Raw genomic sequence first — 17,052 nt, forward strand, 5'->3', positions numbered from 1 at the left:
GTGGCATGGGAAGCATTGAGCACTACGACACGGCCTCTGGCCGCCGCTATCGCGTGCGCTACCGGCGTCCCGATCATCGTCAGGCGGCAAAGCGCGGTTTTCGCACTAAGCGTGACGCTGAGCGGTACCTGATCTCGGTCGAGTCGCAGATGCTGACGGGCGACTTCATCGACCCCGCGAGCTCTCGCGTGACGGTCGGCGAGCTCGCGCCCGACTGGCTTGACGTCAAGCGCATGAAGCTGAAGCCGTCGAGCTACAAGCTGCTCGACGATGCCTGGCGCGTCTATGTGGAGCCTCGGTGGGGCTCAGTGCAGCTGGGAGCAATCGCCCACTCCGATGTGCAGAAGTGGATCACGGAAGTGAGCGCGGGGACGGCCCCCACCGTCCGCCGCTATCACGTCAGGACAGCCGAACAGGGCAACCGGCCGAAGAGCGCAACAGTCGTGATTCGTGCCTACGGCGTTCTCGCAGCCGTGCTCGACGTGGCAGTGAAGGACCGCCGCATCCCGCGTAATCCGGCTCGCGGTGTTGACCTGCCGCGGAAGGGCAAGAAGCGGCACGTGTACCTGAGCCACGAGGAGATCGACTCCCTCGCCCGCGCCGCCGGCCCGGACCACGCGACCATCGTCTTCGTGGCCGGCTACACAGGGCTGCGCTGGGGTGAACTCTCCGCGCTACGGGTCCGCGATCTCGACCTCGAGCGTCGCCGGCTATCGGTCAACGAGAACGCCGTGCGCGTCGGGTCGGAGCTGCACGTCGGGTCTCCGAAGACGCACGAACTGCGTTCGGTGGGGTTCCCGAACTTCCTGGCCGAACCCCTCGGCGAACTCGCCAGCGGCAAGGAACCGCGCGCCCTCCTCTTCGGTGATGGGGACGACCACATCCAACGCCCTCGATCGTCCGGTGCATCACGCTCGTGGTTCATGCGCGCGCTCAGCGACGCCGGCCTGCCCCGAATGACGGTGCACGATCTGCGACACACCGCAGCATCCCTTGCCATCGCGTCCGGAGCGAACGTCAAGGCAGTCCAGCGAATGCTCGGGCACGCCTCGGCGGCTATGACGCTCGATGTCTACGCCGACCTCTTCGATGACGATGTGGACGCCGTCTCGGCCGCCCTCGACCGGGCCCGTACGACGGCGCTTGTGTCCAAACCGCGTCCAGGAGCCCCGTCTGACGAAGTCTGAAGGGCCGCGATCACTTGAAAAAACGGGGATCGCGGCCCTTTCACCTTGGACGCGACGGCGGGAGTCGAACCCGCAACGCTCCCGGTTATGAGCCGGTGCCCGGGACCGCCCGGATCGCCGCGATGACCCCACGCTAGACGTGATGTGCATGGATCGCCTGTGAGTGTCGGAGCGTGTCGGGCGATGACGAAATGCGACGCAACGCGAGCCTGTCGGCCACCCGCGGCCGAGGCATCCGTCAGTGTCCGTCGTGGGTGACGACGGGGAGCACGGTGCCGTCGGCGTCGAGGAGCGCGGCGCCCTGACAGACGCCGAGCGCCGGCACCACGACGAGCGTCACCAGCGCCGCCGCCCCGACGAGACCCCACAGGTTCGAGCGCGGGGACGGATGCCGCATGCCCCGCACGACCCCGCAGGCTACTGTGACGCCGAGCGCCAGCATCAGCGCCACCGCGAGGATGCTCGCGCGCCCTGGCGCAGTTGCGAGCAGCGCCACCGCGACGCTCGTCCCGACGAACAGCCCGACCACCGCAACTCGCGGCGCCGGTGTCCGAGCGAGCCAAAGCCCGGCCGCGCCCCACCCCAGCGCACCCAGCCCTGCCGCCACCGACAGGGCGCCGAGCACCCGCGACAGCGCGTCGGCCTGCACCGCCACGATCGCCGCCGCGCCCAGCCCGACGGCGACGAGCCCGAAGCCCCACGCAGCGACGGGCACCCACGACGGGGCGCGGCTGACGCGCCCCGTCGTGGACCCCCGAACCATGATCACGCGGTCGCGACCTGCGACGTGCGCTCCGCGGCCAGCCCCACGCCGAGCAGCACGATGGCGCTGGCGAGGTGCAGGAAGTGGTCGGGCGCGTTGAGCGCGAGGATGTTCGCCGGCGTGCCGACGAGGAAGAAGCCGACGACACCCAGCAGCAGGTACGCGGCGCCGACCGTGATGTTCACGATCTTGGCCGGGCGTGCGCCGGCGATGCCGGCGATCAGCAGAGCCGCTCCGATGAGCAGGTGCGCCACGTTGTGCAGCGGATTGACCTCGAAGATGCCCAGGAGCAGCCCGCCCTCGGTCGCGATGAAGCTCACGGGACCGGTGACGAAGAACCCGAGAAGGCCGACGAGGAGGTAGACGGCGCCGAAGACCGTGGCGACGATGCGATTCGGTGACGAGCCCATGAGAGACCTCTCTTTCCCAGCGGCGATCTGCCGTGCTGTGAAAGGTCTTCGTCGCGGGTGGGGAAACGGATGGGATGCGGCGGGCACGGGGCTGCGCGCTGGTCCCAGGCGTTTCGTCTCCCTTCGCTCGCTCAACAACCGGGCGTTCTCCTTCGTGCGACGCCGCGGAAGCAGTTCCCAACAATCGACCGGCTGCAGAGGAGGGGGGTGCCGGCGCCCGGCCCAGATCACCCCTCCCGTCAGGAGCGCGCAGCGGGGACTCAAGTGGGCCAAGGCGCCACCCGAGTCCCCGCGGACGCAACCGGCCTCAGCCCGCCATGACCCGGGCGTGAAGGGCCTGTACGGCGTAGCGCGCCGACCAGAAGGCGCCGTGCTGCCAGGCGGAGATCTCCGACATCCAGTCACCCGCGAAGTACACGTTGCCGGCGCCGGTCTGGAGCTTCTTGAAGCCCGCGGAGCTCGTGTTGGGGAACGCCCACGCCCCCTCGATGTACGGCACCCGATGCCAGGCGATGGAGAAGGACTGCTCGAGCTCGGTGCGGTACTTCTCCCCGTGGATCTTCACACCCTGGGCCACCGCACGGGCCTCGCGGTCGCGGGGGCTCAGCGTTGCGTAGGTGCGGGCGGCGTTGCCGGTGTTGTAGTAGCCGACGACGAGACCCTTCTTCTCCCCGTACCCGGACGACGGGTACCAGATGTGCTGCAGGTCCATGTCGGTCTCGGTGATCCCGCCGTAGATGCGGTGGTCGTTCTCCCACCACCGCGAGCGGTACTGCAGGCCGATCTTGCCCGCCGGCGATGCAGCCGAGAACTCACCGAGCGCAGCGTCGATCTCGGATCCCCAGTTCGACTTCCACTTCCGCATGAGGTGCGCCGGCGCGCTCACGATCGCGAAGTCCGCCTCGATGACGCGCTGGGGGCCGTTCGGCGGCTGGTACGTCACAGACACGCCGGACGCCGTGTTCTCGATGGCGCTGACCGGGGACTGAAGGAGCACGTTCTGCTTGCCTATCGCCCTCACGAAGTAGTCGTAGATCGAGTCCATGCCGCCCGTCGGCTGGAACATCAGCATCGCCTGCTCCCAGTTGATCTCGAACGGGAAGTAGTTGCCCATCCTCGTTCCGAGGACCTCCGAGATCGTGCCAGGCCCAGGCAGGGGAGTCCCGTGCTCGTTCCAGGCGGACGGGTAGACGGAGTAACCGCGGTTGGAACCGCCCTTATAGGTGCCGTCAGCCTGGAGAGAGCCCCAGCGGCTGAGGAAGTCGCGCAGCCGCTCCTTGTCGGTCGCCGTGAGCTTCTGATCGAGCGCGCCCTGGTCGGTGGCATGCCGGAGGAGCTCGGAGGTGTAGCCGAACCAGTCGGCCTTGGCGGTGCGGTAGCGGGTGGGGTTTCCCGGAGTCGAGCCGGAGTTCTCGTTGTAGAGGTAGGCGTCGGCGTTCGCGTTGGTGAAGACTTCGAAGGGCACGCCGAGCTCGCGGATGTAGTCCATGGTGACCATCCACTGCGCGATGCGTCCCGCGCCGGCATTCATGTAGATGCCCTTGTCCCAGTTCGCGGTCTGCGTGTTGCCGTCGAGGTCGGTCTCCTTGTCGCCCGGTCGGAGGGTGAGGGTCCGCCCACCCGCACGGTGGCGTGCCTCGAGAACCGTGACCTTGTAGCCGGCCTTCTGGAGCTCGTACGCGGAGGCGAGCCCCGCAGGGCCGCCGCCCACGATGACGACCTTCTTCGAAGAGCGTCCCGTCAGGGTGAAATCGCTTCCGCTGGGCGGCGTCCACGCCATCTGGGCGGCCTGAGCCTCGGTCGGCGCGAGGCCGAGCGCACCCATCGTCGCGAAGAGCACGCCGGCGCTGGAGCCCGCGCCCACGGCGTGCAGGAAGCTGCGGCGGGAGACGCCGGCCGTTTTCAGAGTTTCCACGTAATACCCTCTCGATCTCGCGCACCGCCCCGCGAGACGACAGCCGCCTGCGAGGTCTGATCAGCGCTTCATGTGCGCCCGTGGGCAATATGTCAGGCCGGTGAATCGCGGCCATTTCCTCGCGTTGCAGCGATGTAAACGCCGGTGGTTCCGGCATGTCACCGCGCCGCCGGAATGTCTCACCCGGTGTCACAGTGGGGACTTTCCGATGACATCCACGGGAAACAAGTGAATGCGAGGCTTCAGCGCCATGACGCAGGCGCCGACACGGCTCGTGCACTGCCTGGAATCCGAGGAGACGTCCCCATGAAGACCCGCACCAAGGTTGTACTCGCCGTGGCCATCACCGCCGGCATCGCCGTCCCCAGCACCGCGGTGGCTGCCGACGGGCTGTTCAGCCCGAAGCCGACGGAGGCATTCACCTTCGTCACCGGCGACACCCCGTCGATCGCCGACGGCGTTGCCATCGGCAAGAATGTCGCCTGGTACAAGTCGTCCGGCCTCGGACCCTCTGCTCTCAACACCGCTTCCGGCGTCTCGGCCGAGGCCCGCTACATCCCCGCTGACGTGTTCCCTGGCGGTGTGCTGCCCGCGGGCGTGACGATCACGGAGGCGCAGTCGATCAACGTGCTGATGAGGATCGGCGAGAACCTGAAGAAGGCGGGCCTGTCGTATGAGGACGTGACCTCGATGCGCGTGTTCCTTCAGAACCCCGCCGGCGAGCAGGCGGCTGACTTCGCCGGCTGGAACCGCGGCTACCGTCAGTTCTTCGCGAACACGAACCTCGCCACCGGGCAGACCCTGCAGGTTCAGCTCGGCTCCGCGGTCGGCGCGCCGAAGGTCGTGAACCCTGCACGTCCGTCCCGGTTCACGATCGAGGTCGAGAACCTGCCGGTCAACGGGTGGCTGGTCGAAGTCGAGGTCGACGCCGTCTACCCCCAGTGAACCGAATGAGCGCCCGAGGTGTGACACCTCGGGCGCTCGTCTGTTGCGGAGACGGCGGCAACCGTCGCGCGCACCCGTCCTGCCTGGCGCTCGCTGTGTAGCGTGAGGAACACCGCCGAGAGGGGGACGGATGCCGTCGACGATCGCGTCTTTCCCGCTGCTGGGCATCGTCCTGGCCATCGCCTCGGCGGCCGCCCTTGCCCTGGGCAACATGATGCAGGCGCGCGGAGTGCGACGCGGCGGAACCGGACCCTTCGGCGCGAGGCAGTTCTTCGCGCTGCTGCGCAACGGACCCTGGGTGATGGGTGCGGTCCTGATCGGGGCCGCGGTCCTGCTCCAGCTCGCGAGCCTGACGTTCGCACCGCTCATCGTCGTGCAGCCGGTCGGCGTCGTCGCGCTCGTCTTCGCCTCGCTGCTCACGGCCCGCGCGACGCACACCAGGCCTTCCGGCAAAGAGATGCGCGCCATCGCGACCAGCGTCGTCGGGGTGGGGGCCTTCGTCACCGTCGCCGCGCTGGTGAGCACCCAGCGCACGATCCAGGATCGCCAGCTCGTCGCCATCCTGCTGACGCTTGCGGTCGTGCTGGGCGTCGCGATCGTCGTGGTCATCGTTCAGCGTGGACGCCCCGTGCCCGCCGTGCTGATCGTCATCGCCGCCGGAGTGTTCTCGGGTTTCGTCGCGACGCTCGGCAAGACCGTGATCCTGCGGGTTCAGACCGTCCTCACCGAGGGGGACTACCGCTTCGACTCCTCGAACCTGCTGACGCTGGCCTGCCTCGTCGGCATCGCGATTTCAGGAGGTCTGTCGATCTACCTTGTCCAGCGGGCTCACACCGTCAACTCGCCCGAAGTCGTCGTCGGTGGGCTCACGGTCATCGATCCCTTCGTCGCCGTCGTGCTCGGCATCACGATCCTCGGCGAGGCGACCGGGGCGCCGGTCTGGTCGCTGCTCCTGCTCGCCGCCGCCGGGGCTGTCGCGGTCTGGGGCGTGATCGATCTCGCCCGGGCGCAGCAGGCGAGCGCGAGGGACGCGCCGCTCGAGGGTTGAGGGGTGTGGGATGCTGCGGCCGCGGGTTGCTCGTCGGTCCGGGCCGTTTCGTCTCGCTTCGCTCGCTCAACGACCGCGGGCGGGACGGGGCTGCATCCGAATGACCGCCTTCGCGGGAACAACTCTTCATACGGCGGCGACCCGGCCGCTCGGAGAAGGAGGAACACCGTGCGAAGGAAGATTCTCGCCGGCATCGCTGTCGGCATCGTCGCCGCATTCAGCGTCGGCGTCCCCGCGACCGCATCCACCAGCACCAATGCCGTGCTCTCGGTTCTGCACGGCATCCCTGACACGCCCGTCGACGTCTACGTCAACGGCGACCTCACGCTCGACGACTTCCAGCCGGGCGACCTCGCCGGGCCGCTGGACCTGCCCGCCGGCGCCTACGAGGTCGCGCTCACGGCGCCCGACGCCGCTGATGCCAGCTCGCCGGTGCTCGGCCCGGTGACGCTGACGCTCGAGGGCGGCAACAACTACACCGCCGTCGCCCACCTCAGCGAGTCCGGCGACCCGACGGTCACGCCATACGTCAACGACACGTCGCCCACAGCGGCGGGGGAGGGGCGCCTGACCGTGCGGCACGACGCGGCCGCGCCCGCCGTCGACGTGCTCGCGGGCGGAACGGCCGTGATCGAGGGGCTCGCCAACCCCGAGGAGGCATCGCTGAACCTGCCCGCCGGAACGATCGAGGCCTCCGTGGCGGCCGCGGGCACGACGGATCCCGTCCTCGGCCCGGCACCCGTCGAGGTGCAGGAGGGCGTGCTCACCATCGCGTACGCGTGGGGCAGCCTCGAGGACGACAACCTCGAACTCGCCGTGCAGACGATCACGGGCCTGCACTCGGCCCCGGACGGCGTGAACTCGGGCACGGGCGGCCAGCTCGCGCAGCGCGACATGTTCCAGCAGTGGATGTGGGCGCTCGGCGGCATCGCGGTCGCCGTTGTGGTCGCAGCATCCGGTCTCGTCGTCGCACGCAGCCGGGCACAGCGCTGAACGAACACGACATGGGCAGGGCGGTCGCAGGGGTCGGAGCTTCCCTGGCGATCGCCCTCGCGCTGACGGCGTGCGGCTCGCCCCCACGGGCCGCGCCGTCGGCGCCGGCACCCTCTGCGACGGCGTCGGCGCTCCCCACGCCCGCCGTCGAGGTGCCGGTCGCGGCGGCCACCCCTTCTGCTGCCAGGCGGCCCGTGCCGCCGGTGAGGGTGGTCGCCGCCTCGATCGATGTCGACGTGCCGGTGGTGCCGGTCGGTGTCGAGGACGGAGGCTTCATGGAGTTGCCGCCCGACCCCGCGATCGGCGGGTGGTACCGGTTCGGCGCCGACCCCACAGCATCCGACGGCAATGTCGTGATCTCGGCGCACGTCGACTCGCCGCAGTACCCGATCGGCCCGTTCAGCCGGCTGCGCGACCTCCCGGTGGGTGAGGTCGTGGAAGTGACGGATGCCGCGGGCGCGACGCACCGGTACACCGTGCAGTCCGTCACCTACTACCCGAAGGCCGAGCTGCCGGTGGAAGAGCTCTTCGCCCGATCGGGCACGCGCAGCCTGGTGCTGATCACGTGCGGTGGACTGTTCGACTCCCGCACGGGCCGCTACGCGGATAACGTGGTCGCGATCGCGACCCCGATCACGTGAGCCGGCGAGGGCGCCGGAGCAGCAGAGGGGAACCAGCGTGGACGACGAGGAAGAGCGCGAGCTGTGCGGCCGTTTCGCCGCCGGTGACGAGCGCGCCCTCGAGCAGATCTACCGGCGCTGGTCGCCGATCGTGTTCACGCTCGCGCTGCGCGTGCTCGGAGACAGAGGGGACGCCGAGGACGTGACGCAGAAGACGTTCGTCTCGGCGTGGACTTCGCGCGCCTCGTACGATCCGGCCAAGGGACGGCTGTCGACGTGGCTCGTCACGATCACGCGCCGCCGCATCGCCGACACGCTCGACGCGCGCCGGCGCGTGCGCGAGCTGCAGGAGAAGCTGCAGCGGTTCGCCGTCACCGACGAGCCGCTGTCGTCCGACATCGACCTCGGCGACCGGCTGCTGCTCGCCGACGAGATCGACCGCCTCGAGCCCGACGCGCAGCGCGTGGTGCGCCTGGCGTTCTACGACGACCTCACCCATCAGCAGATCGCCACGCGCCTCGACATGCCGCTCGGTACCGTGAAGAGTCACATCCGCCGAAGTCTCACCCGCCTGCGCGACCGATTGGAGGTGCCTCATGTCGCATCTTGATCCCGAGCGCCTCGCGCTGGTCGCCATCGGAGAACCGCTGACGGATGCTGAGCAGCACCACCTCGCGACGTGCGACGCGTGCTCCCTCGAGCTGGCGGAGCTCGAGCACACCGTGGCGGTCGGCCGCTCCACCGTGAGCCTGGGGGAGCTCGAAGCTCCGCCGGAGCGGGTCTGGGACCGCATCCTCGACGAGGTCCGGTCGCCCCAGTCGCCGGTCGCCCCGCCGAGCGCGAGCGTCGGCCCTGGCGCTGCGCCCGCGGTCGAGGCATCCGTCGCTCCCGCCGCTGTGCCCGCGGATGAGCAGGCGAAGCCGCGGCGCGTCTCGAAGCGCGGACGGATGCTGTTCGCCTTGGCCGCGAGCATCGCCGCCGTTCTGGCCGTCGTCGGCGTGTGGAACCTCGTCCGCCCGCCGCAGTCGATCGAGCTCGCGTCGGCGACCCTGGACGCCTTCCCCGCTCACCCCGGCGCCGCCGGCACGGCGGAGGTGACCGAGCTCTCCGACGGGGAGCGCACCCTGACCGTGAGCCTGGACGATTTCGATGAAAGCGAGGGGTTCCGCGAGGTGTGGCTCATCACGGCGGATGCCTCGGACCTGGTGAGCCTCGGCGAGCTCGACGGGAAGAAGGGGACGTTCGTCGTCCCGGCGGACGTCGACCTGCGCGACTTCGTGCTCGTCGACATCTCGCAGGAGCCCCTCGACGGCGATCCCACCCACTCCGGCGACTCGATCGTGCGTGGGGAGCTCGAGTTCAGCTGACTCGGGGCCGGGCTCGGCGCCCTCGCGCCGGGAACGAACTGCGGGCCGCTGCATCCGTCCCCGCTGCTTCGGGCGAATACCTCTACGGCGCCTTCCGATCGGAAGTGCCGGGCATCGCATCGTCCAGCCCTGCGGCATCAACCTGCGCGACGAGACCCCTGCGCTCGCCCCACGTCGCCTAGCGCGCCCACGCACAGCACGTAGAGACTGGTGTTGCGCAGCCCGCGCCGGTGACAGGAGGCATGATGCACGCTGTGGTGGTGTTCGAGTCCCTGTGGGGGAACACAGAGCAACTCGCACGCGAGATCGCCGAGGGAATCGGAGTCGAGTCCGCCGACGTGATCGACGCCGTCTCGGCTCCCGCCGTGCTCGAGTCCGACGTGGATCTTCTCGTCGTCGGCGGCCCGACGCATGCGTTCTCCATGTCGACGGAGAAGACGCGTGAGGCAGCCAAGCAGCAAGGGGCGGAGAGCATACCGGCCCGAGGCATCCGTGAGTGGATCGCGTCGCTGTCGTCGCCGGATCGCGATATTCGCGTCGCGACGTTCGACACGCGGGTCACCAACCCGCGTCTGCCCGGATCGGCGGCGAAGAAGGCGATGAAACGACTCGTCGGCTTGGGCTTCCGGCCCGTCGCGAAGCCGGAGACGTTCGGAGTACACGGCTACAGCGGCCCCGTCACGGATGGGGAGCTGCAGCGCGCACGTGGGTGGGGCGAGCAGCTCGCCGACGCGGCCCGCTGAAGGCGGAGCTCCTCCTGGCGGTCCCGGGCGTGGATGGGATGCCGCGGGCCCAGGCTGCTCTTCTGCTCGAGGCGCTTCGTCTCGCTTCGCTCGCTCAACGACCGGGGTCAGGGCAACGGGCCTGCACTCAGGCTGAAACCGTGAGCGCGGAGTCGATCGGCCAGGTGGTCGCCCATCGCGACCATCGGCGTCAGCACGCCGGCTCGATCGCCGAGGTCGTCCAGGGCGAGGCTCAGCGCCGACTCGGCGAGCATCACGCCGGTTCCGCCGTAGCCGGGATCGTAGGGCGCGGCGACGCGAGTCCGCACCGGTTCGCCCTCGACCGGGTACACGTCGACGTCGAGCGCGAAGCGTCCGTGCTCGATCGCCTCTGCGCCGGGTCCGCTCCCGGGGGACGGGAGCACCCGGCCGAGAACCGCCCGCGTCGGTGGGAATGCCATCGCGCCCACGAGGCCCGCTGTTCCCAGGGCGATCGCCCCTGCCCGCACGAAGCCGGCCGGGCCGCGCCCCGTGGACACGACCTCGCGGTACTGCATCAGCTGGCCGTAGCTCCATCCGGTCAGGTAGTTGCTGCGCTGCACGATCTGCTGGTTGTAGGACCCCATGACGAACGGCGCCTGCCAGGCTCCCCGCACCTTGCCCCAGCCGCTGCCGGCATGGCCGGGCAGGCGCACCGACGGCCCAGGAGTGAGCGCGTAGGGGCTCGCGAGGAGGCGGCGGGCCGCAGCATCCGTCTTCGCCTCCTTCATCTGCTGGCGGAGCGAGTCGATCGTGCCGCCGCTGATGCCTCCGCGCAGTGACCGCACTGTCAATGTCGCGGCGACGATGGGCACACCGCCGGCGGCGGCGTGGGCGAGCCCGAGGCCGAGGTCGGACGGGATCGAGTCGAAGCCGCAGGAGTGCACGATCTTGGCCCCGGTGGACTCGGCGACGGCGTGGTTGCGCTCGATGCTGCGTGCGACGAAGATGCTCTCGCCCGACAGGTCGGCGTACGAGGTGCCGGCGCGGGCGCACGCCGCCGCGACGCCCGCGCCGTAGCGCAGGTACGGGCCGACGGTCGTGGCGATGACGGAAGCGGATGCTGCGACCCGGGCGACGGCGGTGTCATCCGAGGTGTCGACCTGGAGGGTCGGCCAGTCGACGCCGAGCTCGCGTTCGACCTCGTCGAGGCGTGCGGTGGATCGCCCCGCGATGGCGATCCGCACGCCGTCCGGCGCCGACCGGGCGAGGTGCCGCGCGGTGTACCTGCCGACGAAGCCCGATGCGCCGAGCAGGACGAGGTCGTGGTCGCGGTCGTTCGTCCTCATGCAATGGGAGCGTAGGCGCGGAGGCGGGCGACGAACACCCGGTTGCGCGGGTGTACGCGGTCAGTCCCGACCGCGGTGAGCGGGCGGCCGGTAAGCGATTCTGGTGCATGGGACGGGTGCAGGCGGGTCGAGCCGAGCGCTCCTGAGAGGCTGGTGTGCATTTCTGTGGGGTGGATGAAGACGGCCGTAGGCTCCGGTCATGGGGACTCGTTCCGATGAAGCACCGAGGTGGGTGAAGGCGCTCGTGTGGTCTCTGGCGATCGCGTTCGCCATCGTCGGAGTCGTGCTGTCCGTTGTGCTGAGCAGCGTCTGGCCGCTGGTCGTGTTTTTCGGCCTCGCCGTGCCGATGATCCCGATGGGGTCGTTCCGCCCCCGCCGAGACGGCTCGCGCGTGGGTTGAGGTCAGCTCGGCCGTGCGCCGCATGTCCGGGTCCTATGCGTCCGGGCCGCGCTTGTCCAGACCCACCTGGCGTCGCACAGCACTGGCAGGCTGGGGCCATGCGAGAAGGAGATGCGATGAAGCAGCGCACGCTGGCAGGGCGACAGGTTTCGGCGATCGGGCTCGGCGCCATGCCGCTGTCGATGAACAACGACAAGGTGTATCCGTCGTTCGAGGATGCGGTGGCCACCGTGCACGCCGCGCTCGACGCCGGCGTCACGCTCATCGACACGGCTGACATCTACGCGCCGGACGGCGAGGAGATGGGGCACAACGAGCGCATCGTCGCCGAGGCTCTGCGCACGTGGGACGGCGACGCGTCGGGCATCTTCGTCGCGACCAAGGGCGGGATCACGCTCGGCGAAGACGGCTCCAAGGGGCGCGACGGTTCGGAGGCGTATCTGCGCTCGGCGGCCGAGAAGTCGCTCGAGATCCTCGGCGTCGACCAGATCGAGCTCTACCAGTACCACCGGCCCGACCGGTGGCTCGTCTACGGCGACATCATCGCGGGGCTGAAGGCGCTGCAGGACGACGGCCTCGTCCGCGCGATCGGGATCTCGAACGCGAGCGTCGAGGAGATCCAGATCGCGATCGATGTGCTCGGCGAAGGGAACCTCGCCAGCGTGCAGAACGAGTTCTCGCCGAAGCATCCAGGGAGCATCGACGAACTGCGCTTCTGCGGGGAGCGCGACATCGCGTTCCTGCCGTGGAGCCCGCTGGGCGGCACCGGCGGGGGAGCGCGCCGGGTCGGCGACCGCTTCTCGGCGTTCCGCGACGTCGGCGAGGCGCACGGCGTCAGCCCGCAGCAGGCGGTGCTCGCGTGGGAACTGGCGCTGGGCCCGCACGTCATTCCGATTCCGGGAGCGCGGCGCGCAGCATCCATCACCGACTCGGCTCAGGCGGCGAACCTCGAACTCAGCGCGGACGAGGTCACGCGGCTGTCGGAGTCGGTGGGGATCTTCGACGACTGATTCAGCCGGGCTGCGGGCCGAAGCGGGAGACCAGGCGGATGAGCGTCGGCAGTCCGCGGGAGGTCGCGCGGTCGCCGGTGAGGCGCTCGAGCACCGGGGTGGCGTTGCCCTGGCCGTCGACGTCGTTGCGGACGAGCGCCCAGCCGGGCCCGGCGTCGACGATCTCGCAACGGGCCCGAGTGGTGAGAGCGAGCGCGTCGGGGGCTTGCGCGTCGACCGTGCCGCCGCGGTGAAGCGTGAACTCGTGCCCGTGCGGGTCGAGGGCGGCGTGGCGGTCGACGATCGCGACCAGTTCGGCCAGCGGGATCCAGAGGATGTCGCGCCCGTGGCCCGATCGAACGGCGATCGCCTCTGCGGCGCTCGCGACCGCTTCCGCAGCCTCGTCGGAGTCGAAGACGATGGTGCCGTTGCTCTGGAAGGGCTGAACGTCGGGGCAGCCCGCATCGGCGAAGCCGGCGACGATGTCGGCCGTGGACGGGTGACCGCGCTGACCCTGGTTGACGTTCCGCATGAAGGCGACGCAGCGCATACGCCGAGGGTAACGGGGGCTTGTCCTGTGTCGGAGATACGCCGTAGGGTCGCAGGCGTGTCACTCGTGAACGATGTCGTGCGCGCGTCTCTCCGCGCCGTCAACCCAAGGAGCCGATGCTCGGCGACTCGCTGAGTGTTGCGGTCGACGCTGTCGGCCGCCCTTGTTCGATTCACTGCCCGTGCGGATGCCCCGCGCGGCTGACACGAGAGACGGCACGATGATGCACGAATCCCTCTGGAGCGCCCAGCGCTTTCGCGAGTTCCTGACTCTCCTCCGCGGCGGAATGCTCGCCGCGCCTATCGACGACGAGGAGCGCGACGAGTTCCTGGCCCAGGCTCGTGTACGGGTGGTCCCGGACGTGCAGCGGCGCCTGCTCGCGGAGATCGGCTCCACCGTCGACGGAGATGGACTCGCCGTCATCGCGTTCGAACTGCTCGAAGACTGCGCGTGGGACAACCGGCGTACGTGGCTTCTCGCCAGCTCGGATCCCTGGCGCTACCTCGCCGAGCTCGTCGCGCGTGAGGTGACGGGCGCGTACGGCGAGGTGGTGCGCCGCGCCGGAGATGACGACGAGCTCGCCGGGATTCTGAGCGCCAGCACGCGGCCCGAGCTGGAAGCGGGGACGGAGGAGTAAGCGTCAGCGGCCGGCGGCGATCTCCTGCGTGCCGATCACCGACAGCAGCTGCAGCCGCTCGTGGCTCGGAGTGCCGGGCGTCGCGGTCAGCACGAGGAGCGTCTGGCCCTGCTCGGGGTCGATGAGGAACTGGCACTGCATGTCCATCACGCCGACCTCGGGATGCTGCAAGCGCTTCTCGCGCGCGTGGGTCGAGCGCACCTCGTGCTCCGCCCACAGCTCGGCGAACTCCGGGCTCTCCTGCAGCAGCGCCCTGACCATCGCGCCGGCGCGCGAGTCGGCGCCGAACTTCGCGTAGGCGGTGCGGATGTCCGCGGCGAACGCGCGCGAGTGCATCGGGTGGTCCTCGGTCGGGTAGACGTTGCGCGCCGACGGATCCGTGAACCAGCGATACCCGACGCTGCGCGCAAACCCCTCGAATCGGGTCTCGTCGCCGAAGAGCGCCCGGGCGGCGGGCGTCTGCGCGAGGGTCTCGCCGAGCTCGGTCATCACCTGCGCGGGCGTGTCGGCGAGGCGGTCGAGGATGCGCATGAGGCCGGGTGAGACGTGTTCGCTGCGCAGCGTTCGCGCCGGCGCGGTATGGCCGGCGAGCCGGAACAGGTGGTCGCGCTCGTCGAGCGTCAGCCGCAGCCCGCGGGCGATCGCGGCGAGCATCTGCTCCGACGGCTGCGGGCCCCGGGCCTGCTCGAGCCGGCTGTAGTAGTCGGTCGACATGTCGCAGAGCACCGCGACCTCCTCGCGCCGAAGCCCCGCCGTGCGGCGCCGAGAACCGCGGCGCAGCCCGACGTCTTCAGGCTGCAGCGCCTCGCGGCGGCGACGCAGGAAGTCGGCCAGCTGTGCTCGGTCCATCACCTGAGTCTGCGGCATCCGTCATTCCTCATCCAGGGAGCGGCGATCCCACCGTCCGCGCTGCGTTGCGCTTCGCCACCGCTGCAGTTTCCTGCGACCGCTACGTCGATCTGTGCAGCGGCCGCAGGAAAGTGCAGCATTCCTGGCCCAGGAGTCATCGCGGATTCAGCGCCCGGGGGTCGTGACCCGCACGCCGGTGAGCTGCTCGGAGAGCTCCCACACGCGCCGGCCGTCGGCCGCGCTCTGCAGCCGCGAGTACACCGGCTGCTCCGCCGGGAGGCCGCCCAGGTGGCGGAAGCCCTTCGGTCCGTAGAGGTGACCGCCGCGGGCATCCGGGCTGGTCGCCGCGTAGACCGCCGACAGCGCTGCCGACGACGGAGTGCCGACCAGGATGCCGCGACGCGACAGCGCCCGGATCAGCTTCACCGCCGTCGTGTCGTCGGGCCGCCCCAGGCCCGGCTGCGCCGACAGCAGGTTCGTCGGCGTGATGCCGGGATGCGAGAGGGCGCTGCGGATGCCCCAGCCCGCGGCATCCGATCTGCGCTGCAGCTCCATCGCGAACAGGCCGAACGCGATCTTCGACGAGCTGTACGCCTTCATCGGGTCGTAGCCGTGCTCCCAGTTCGGATCGTCCCAGTTCACAGCGCCCTGATCGGCGGCGATGCTCACCTGGCTGGTGACGTGCGCCCTCGCCTCGATGAGGAGTGGGAGCAGCTGCGCGACGAGCGCGAAGTGGCCGAGATGGTTCGTCGCGAGCTGCAGCTCGAAGCCGTCGGCGGTGACCTGGCGGGTCGGCGGGTTCATCACGCCGGCGTTCGCGATGAGGAGGTCGACGGGGCGGCCGTCGGCGTTCAGCTGCGCGGTGAGGGCTCCGATCGAGTCGCGCGAGGAGAGATCGAGCGGGAGGACACGGATGCTGCCGCTCCTGGTCCGCTGTCGGATCTGGGTGGCGGCGGCCTCGCCCTTCTGCAGGTTGCGGACGGGCATGAGGATGTCGGCACCGGCACGGGCGAGACGCGCGGCGATCTCGAGGCCGACGCCGTCGCTCGCGCCGGTGACGAGGGCGAGCTTGCCGGTGAGATCGGGCACGGTGATGTCGAGGGGCTTGGGCATGAGGGGCTCCTATCGGGTGGGTGCTTCTCATGCTGGGCGCGGGAGCGGCGGGGATTCAGGGCGCGGTCATCCGGGGACTGGGGATCCGTGGATGTCGGCCGGACTCGCTAGGCTTCGGCGCGCGAGATGTCGGCGAGCCACGCCCGCAGGTGCTCGACCACGAACGCGTGGTCTTCGGCCTGCGGGAGGCCCGAGACGCCGACCGTGCCGACGACGCCGACTCCCTCGATCGTGATCGGGAACACCCCGCCGTGCGCGGCGTACCGGGTCGTGTCGAGCCGGCCGTCGGTGTCGAAGTCGCCGCCGGCGGCGCGGAACGACAGGCCGACGCCGAACGACGAGCGTCCGTAGCGGCGGGCGACGCGCGTCTTGCGGTCGAGCCAGCCGTCATTGTCGGCGCTCGAACCCGGCAGCGCGGTGTGGAACACCCGCGCCTCGCCGAGCATGATGCCGATCACGATCGGCAGGCCCAGAGCCGCCGCCTCTTCACGCATGCGGGAGCCGAGAGTCCAGGCATCCGTCACATCGAAGCGGGGGAGCACCACCTCAGCCTCGTCGGCTTCGACGCGGGCGAGCTGGGCGGCGATGTCGTCGGTCATGAGATGAACGTACCCAGTCGGCCGCGTTCCTCCCCAGGTGGTGGTGATTCCTGGGGGTTCGAGGTTATCCACAGAATTGTGGGTGACCTGGGGTTTTGGGAGGGTGTGGATGTCGGTGGCCCTCGACAGAATGGGGTCATGAACTTCCCGCTCGCCGACCTCCGGGGCGTCGCTGATCTGCTCGGCGAGACGCTCGGTGCGGCGCTGGGGGGTGGGGCGCAGCGGGGGCTGTCGCACGGTGAGCTGGTCGACGCGTTGAGGGTGGTGGAGCGGTTGGGGCGGATCACGGATGCGGCGCGGCTCGCGCTGGCCGGTGAGGTCGGGCGGCGTGCCGATTCGGAGTTCGGCGACGAGGCCATCACGGCGCGGTTCGGGTGCGGGTCGGCGCAGGAACTCGTGGAACGGGCGACCCTGGTGTCGGCGGCGACCGCGCGGGCCCGGCTGCGGGACGCGAAGGCGGTCACCGGCCGGTTGACGTTGACCGGGCAGAGTCGTCCGGCGCCGTTGGAGCACGCCCGGGCCGCGTTGGAGGCGGGGCGGCTCAGCGCGGATGCGCTGACCACGATCGTCGACGCGCTGCGGCCGCTGCTGGGCCGGTGCCCGGTAGAGCAGATCGA

At 70.1% G+C, this 17,052-nt stretch carries 19 protein-coding genes, 1 tRNA gene and 1 pseudogene; 12 read left to right on the forward strand and 9 right to left on the reverse strand.

What is annotated here, in order from left to right; genetic code table 11:
* The first annotated feature begins 5 nt into the window (after positions 1–5).
* Positions 6–1,187 (forward strand): tyrosine-type recombinase/integrase, encoded by a 1,182-nt coding sequence (locus ACFQ7C_RS15175; protein ID WP_378902815.1) that lies wholly within the window; start codon positions 6–8, stop codon positions 1,185–1,187.
* Positions 1,188–1,233: 46 nt separating this feature from the next.
* On the opposite strand, the gene ACFQ7C_RS15180 is transcribed toward ACFQ7C_RS15175, so the two are convergent.
* From ACFQ7C_RS15180 to ACFQ7C_RS15195, 4 genes are all read right to left on the reverse strand, one after another.
* Positions 1,234–1,309, reverse strand: a tRNA-Met gene (locus tag ACFQ7C_RS15180).
* A 116-nt stretch (positions 1,310–1,425) separates the two neighbouring features.
* The gene (locus tag ACFQ7C_RS15185; protein WP_378902817.1) at positions 1,426–1,950 is read right to left on the reverse strand and encodes a hypothetical protein; all 525 of its coding nucleotides are present in this window, start codon (positions 1,948–1,950) and stop codon (positions 1,426–1,428) included.
* Between the two features lie 2 nt (positions 1,951–1,952).
* Positions 1,953–2,360 carry a DUF4383 domain-containing protein gene (locus ACFQ7C_RS15190; protein ID WP_378902820.1) on the reverse strand — a complete coding sequence of 136 codons (408 nt, stop codon included), beginning with the start codon at positions 2,358–2,360 and terminating at the stop codon, positions 1,953–1,955.
* Between the two features lie 307 nt (positions 2,361–2,667).
* Entirely contained in the window at positions 2,668–4,275 is a 1,608-nt protein-coding gene (locus ACFQ7C_RS15195; protein WP_378902823.1) for an FAD-dependent oxidoreductase, read from the reverse strand.
* Positions 4,276–4,581: 306 nt separating this feature from the next.
* Here ACFQ7C_RS15195 and ACFQ7C_RS15200 point away from each other — a divergent pair, with 306 nt between their 5' ends.
* From ACFQ7C_RS15200 to ACFQ7C_RS15230, 7 genes are all read left to right on the forward strand, one after another.
* Positions 4,582–5,220 (forward strand): Rid family hydrolase, encoded by a 639-nt coding sequence (locus ACFQ7C_RS15200; protein WP_378902826.1) that lies wholly within the window; start codon positions 4,582–4,584, stop codon positions 5,218–5,220.
* Between the two features lie 130 nt (positions 5,221–5,350).
* The gene (locus tag ACFQ7C_RS15205) at positions 5,351–6,268 is read left to right on the forward strand and encodes a DMT family transporter (RefSeq protein ID WP_378902829.1); all 918 of its coding nucleotides are present in this window, start codon (positions 5,351–5,353) and stop codon (positions 6,266–6,268) included.
* Positions 6,269–6,436: 168 nt separating this feature from the next.
* Positions 6,437–7,261, forward strand: a complete 825-nt coding sequence (locus ACFQ7C_RS15210; protein WP_378902832.1) for a DUF4397 domain-containing protein — start codon at positions 6,437–6,439, stop codon at positions 7,259–7,261.
* Between the two features lie 11 nt (positions 7,262–7,272).
* Complete coding sequence (locus ACFQ7C_RS15215; protein WP_378902835.1) at positions 7,273–7,902, forward strand: class F sortase; 630 nt, start codon at positions 7,273–7,275, stop codon at positions 7,900–7,902.
* 37 nt (positions 7,903–7,939) lie between these two features.
* On the forward strand, positions 7,940–8,491 hold the full coding sequence (locus ACFQ7C_RS15220; protein ID WP_378902838.1) for an RNA polymerase sigma factor: 552 nt from the start codon (positions 7,940–7,942) through the stop codon (positions 8,489–8,491).
* Positions 8,478–9,248, forward strand: a complete 771-nt coding sequence (locus tag ACFQ7C_RS15225; RefSeq protein WP_378902841.1) for an anti-sigma factor — start codon at positions 8,478–8,480, stop codon at positions 9,246–9,248. Before ACFQ7C_RS15220 ends, ACFQ7C_RS15225 begins: the two co-directional genes overlap by 14 nt.
* A 242-nt stretch (positions 9,249–9,490) precedes the next feature.
* Positions 9,491–9,991 carry a flavodoxin family protein gene (locus ACFQ7C_RS15230; protein WP_378902844.1) on the forward strand — a complete coding sequence of 167 codons (501 nt, stop codon included), beginning with the start codon at positions 9,491–9,493 and terminating at the stop codon, positions 9,989–9,991.
* A 107-nt stretch (positions 9,992–10,098) separates the two neighbouring features.
* On the opposite strand, the gene ACFQ7C_RS15235 is transcribed toward ACFQ7C_RS15230, so the two are convergent.
* The gene (locus ACFQ7C_RS15235) at positions 10,099–11,298 is read right to left on the reverse strand and encodes a saccharopine dehydrogenase family protein (protein WP_378902847.1); all 1,200 of its coding nucleotides are present in this window, start codon (positions 11,296–11,298) and stop codon (positions 10,099–10,101) included.
* 199 nt (positions 11,299–11,497) lie between these two features.
* Here ACFQ7C_RS15235 and ACFQ7C_RS15240 point away from each other — a divergent pair, with 199 nt between their 5' ends.
* Positions 11,498–11,698 (forward strand): hypothetical protein, encoded by a 201-nt coding sequence (locus ACFQ7C_RS15240; protein WP_378902850.1) that lies wholly within the window; start codon positions 11,498–11,500, stop codon positions 11,696–11,698.
* 116 nt (positions 11,699–11,814) lie between these two features.
* Complete coding sequence (locus tag ACFQ7C_RS15245; protein ID WP_378902853.1) at positions 11,815–12,708, forward strand: aldo/keto reductase; 894 nt, start codon at positions 11,815–11,817, stop codon at positions 12,706–12,708.
* Between the two features lies 1 nt (position 12,709).
* Here ACFQ7C_RS15245 and ACFQ7C_RS15250 read toward each other — a convergent pair whose 3' ends face one another.
* The gene (locus ACFQ7C_RS15250; RefSeq protein ID WP_378902856.1) at positions 12,710–13,237 is read right to left on the reverse strand and encodes a DUF1697 domain-containing protein; all 528 of its coding nucleotides are present in this window, start codon (positions 13,235–13,237) and stop codon (positions 12,710–12,712) included.
* A 220-nt stretch (positions 13,238–13,457) separates the two neighbouring features.
* Here ACFQ7C_RS15250 and ACFQ7C_RS15255 point away from each other — a divergent pair, with 220 nt between their 5' ends.
* Entirely contained in the window at positions 13,458–13,874 is a 417-nt protein-coding gene (locus ACFQ7C_RS15255; RefSeq protein ID WP_378902859.1) for a hypothetical protein, read from the forward strand.
* A 3-nt stretch (positions 13,875–13,877) separates the two neighbouring features.
* Here the strand turns inward: ACFQ7C_RS15255 and ACFQ7C_RS15260 are convergent, their stop codons facing one another.
* The 3 genes from ACFQ7C_RS15260 to ACFQ7C_RS15270 form a co-directional block, all read right to left on the reverse strand.
* On the reverse strand, positions 13,878–14,723 hold the full coding sequence (locus ACFQ7C_RS15260; RefSeq protein WP_378902862.1) for a helix-turn-helix transcriptional regulator: 846 nt from the start codon (positions 14,721–14,723) through the stop codon (positions 13,878–13,880).
* 165 nt (positions 14,724–14,888) lie between these two features.
* On the reverse strand, positions 14,889–15,836 hold the full coding sequence (locus ACFQ7C_RS15265) for an SDR family oxidoreductase (protein ID WP_378902865.1): 948 nt from the start codon (positions 15,834–15,836) through the stop codon (positions 14,889–14,891).
* A gap of 107 nt (positions 15,837–15,943) precedes the next feature.
* Entirely contained in the window at positions 15,944–16,435 is a 492-nt protein-coding gene (locus tag ACFQ7C_RS15270; protein WP_378902867.1) for a heme-degrading domain-containing protein, read from the reverse strand.
* Positions 16,436–16,573: 138 nt separating this feature from the next.
* Between ACFQ7C_RS15270 and ACFQ7C_RS15275 the strand changes: the two are divergent.
* Positions 16,574–17,052: pseudogene (locus tag ACFQ7C_RS15275) on the forward strand (hypothetical protein); the annotation flags it as partial.

This window comes from Microbacterium sp. NPDC056569, assembly GCF_042793475.1.
GTDB lineage: Bacteria > Actinomycetota > Actinomycetes > Actinomycetales > Microbacteriaceae > Microbacterium.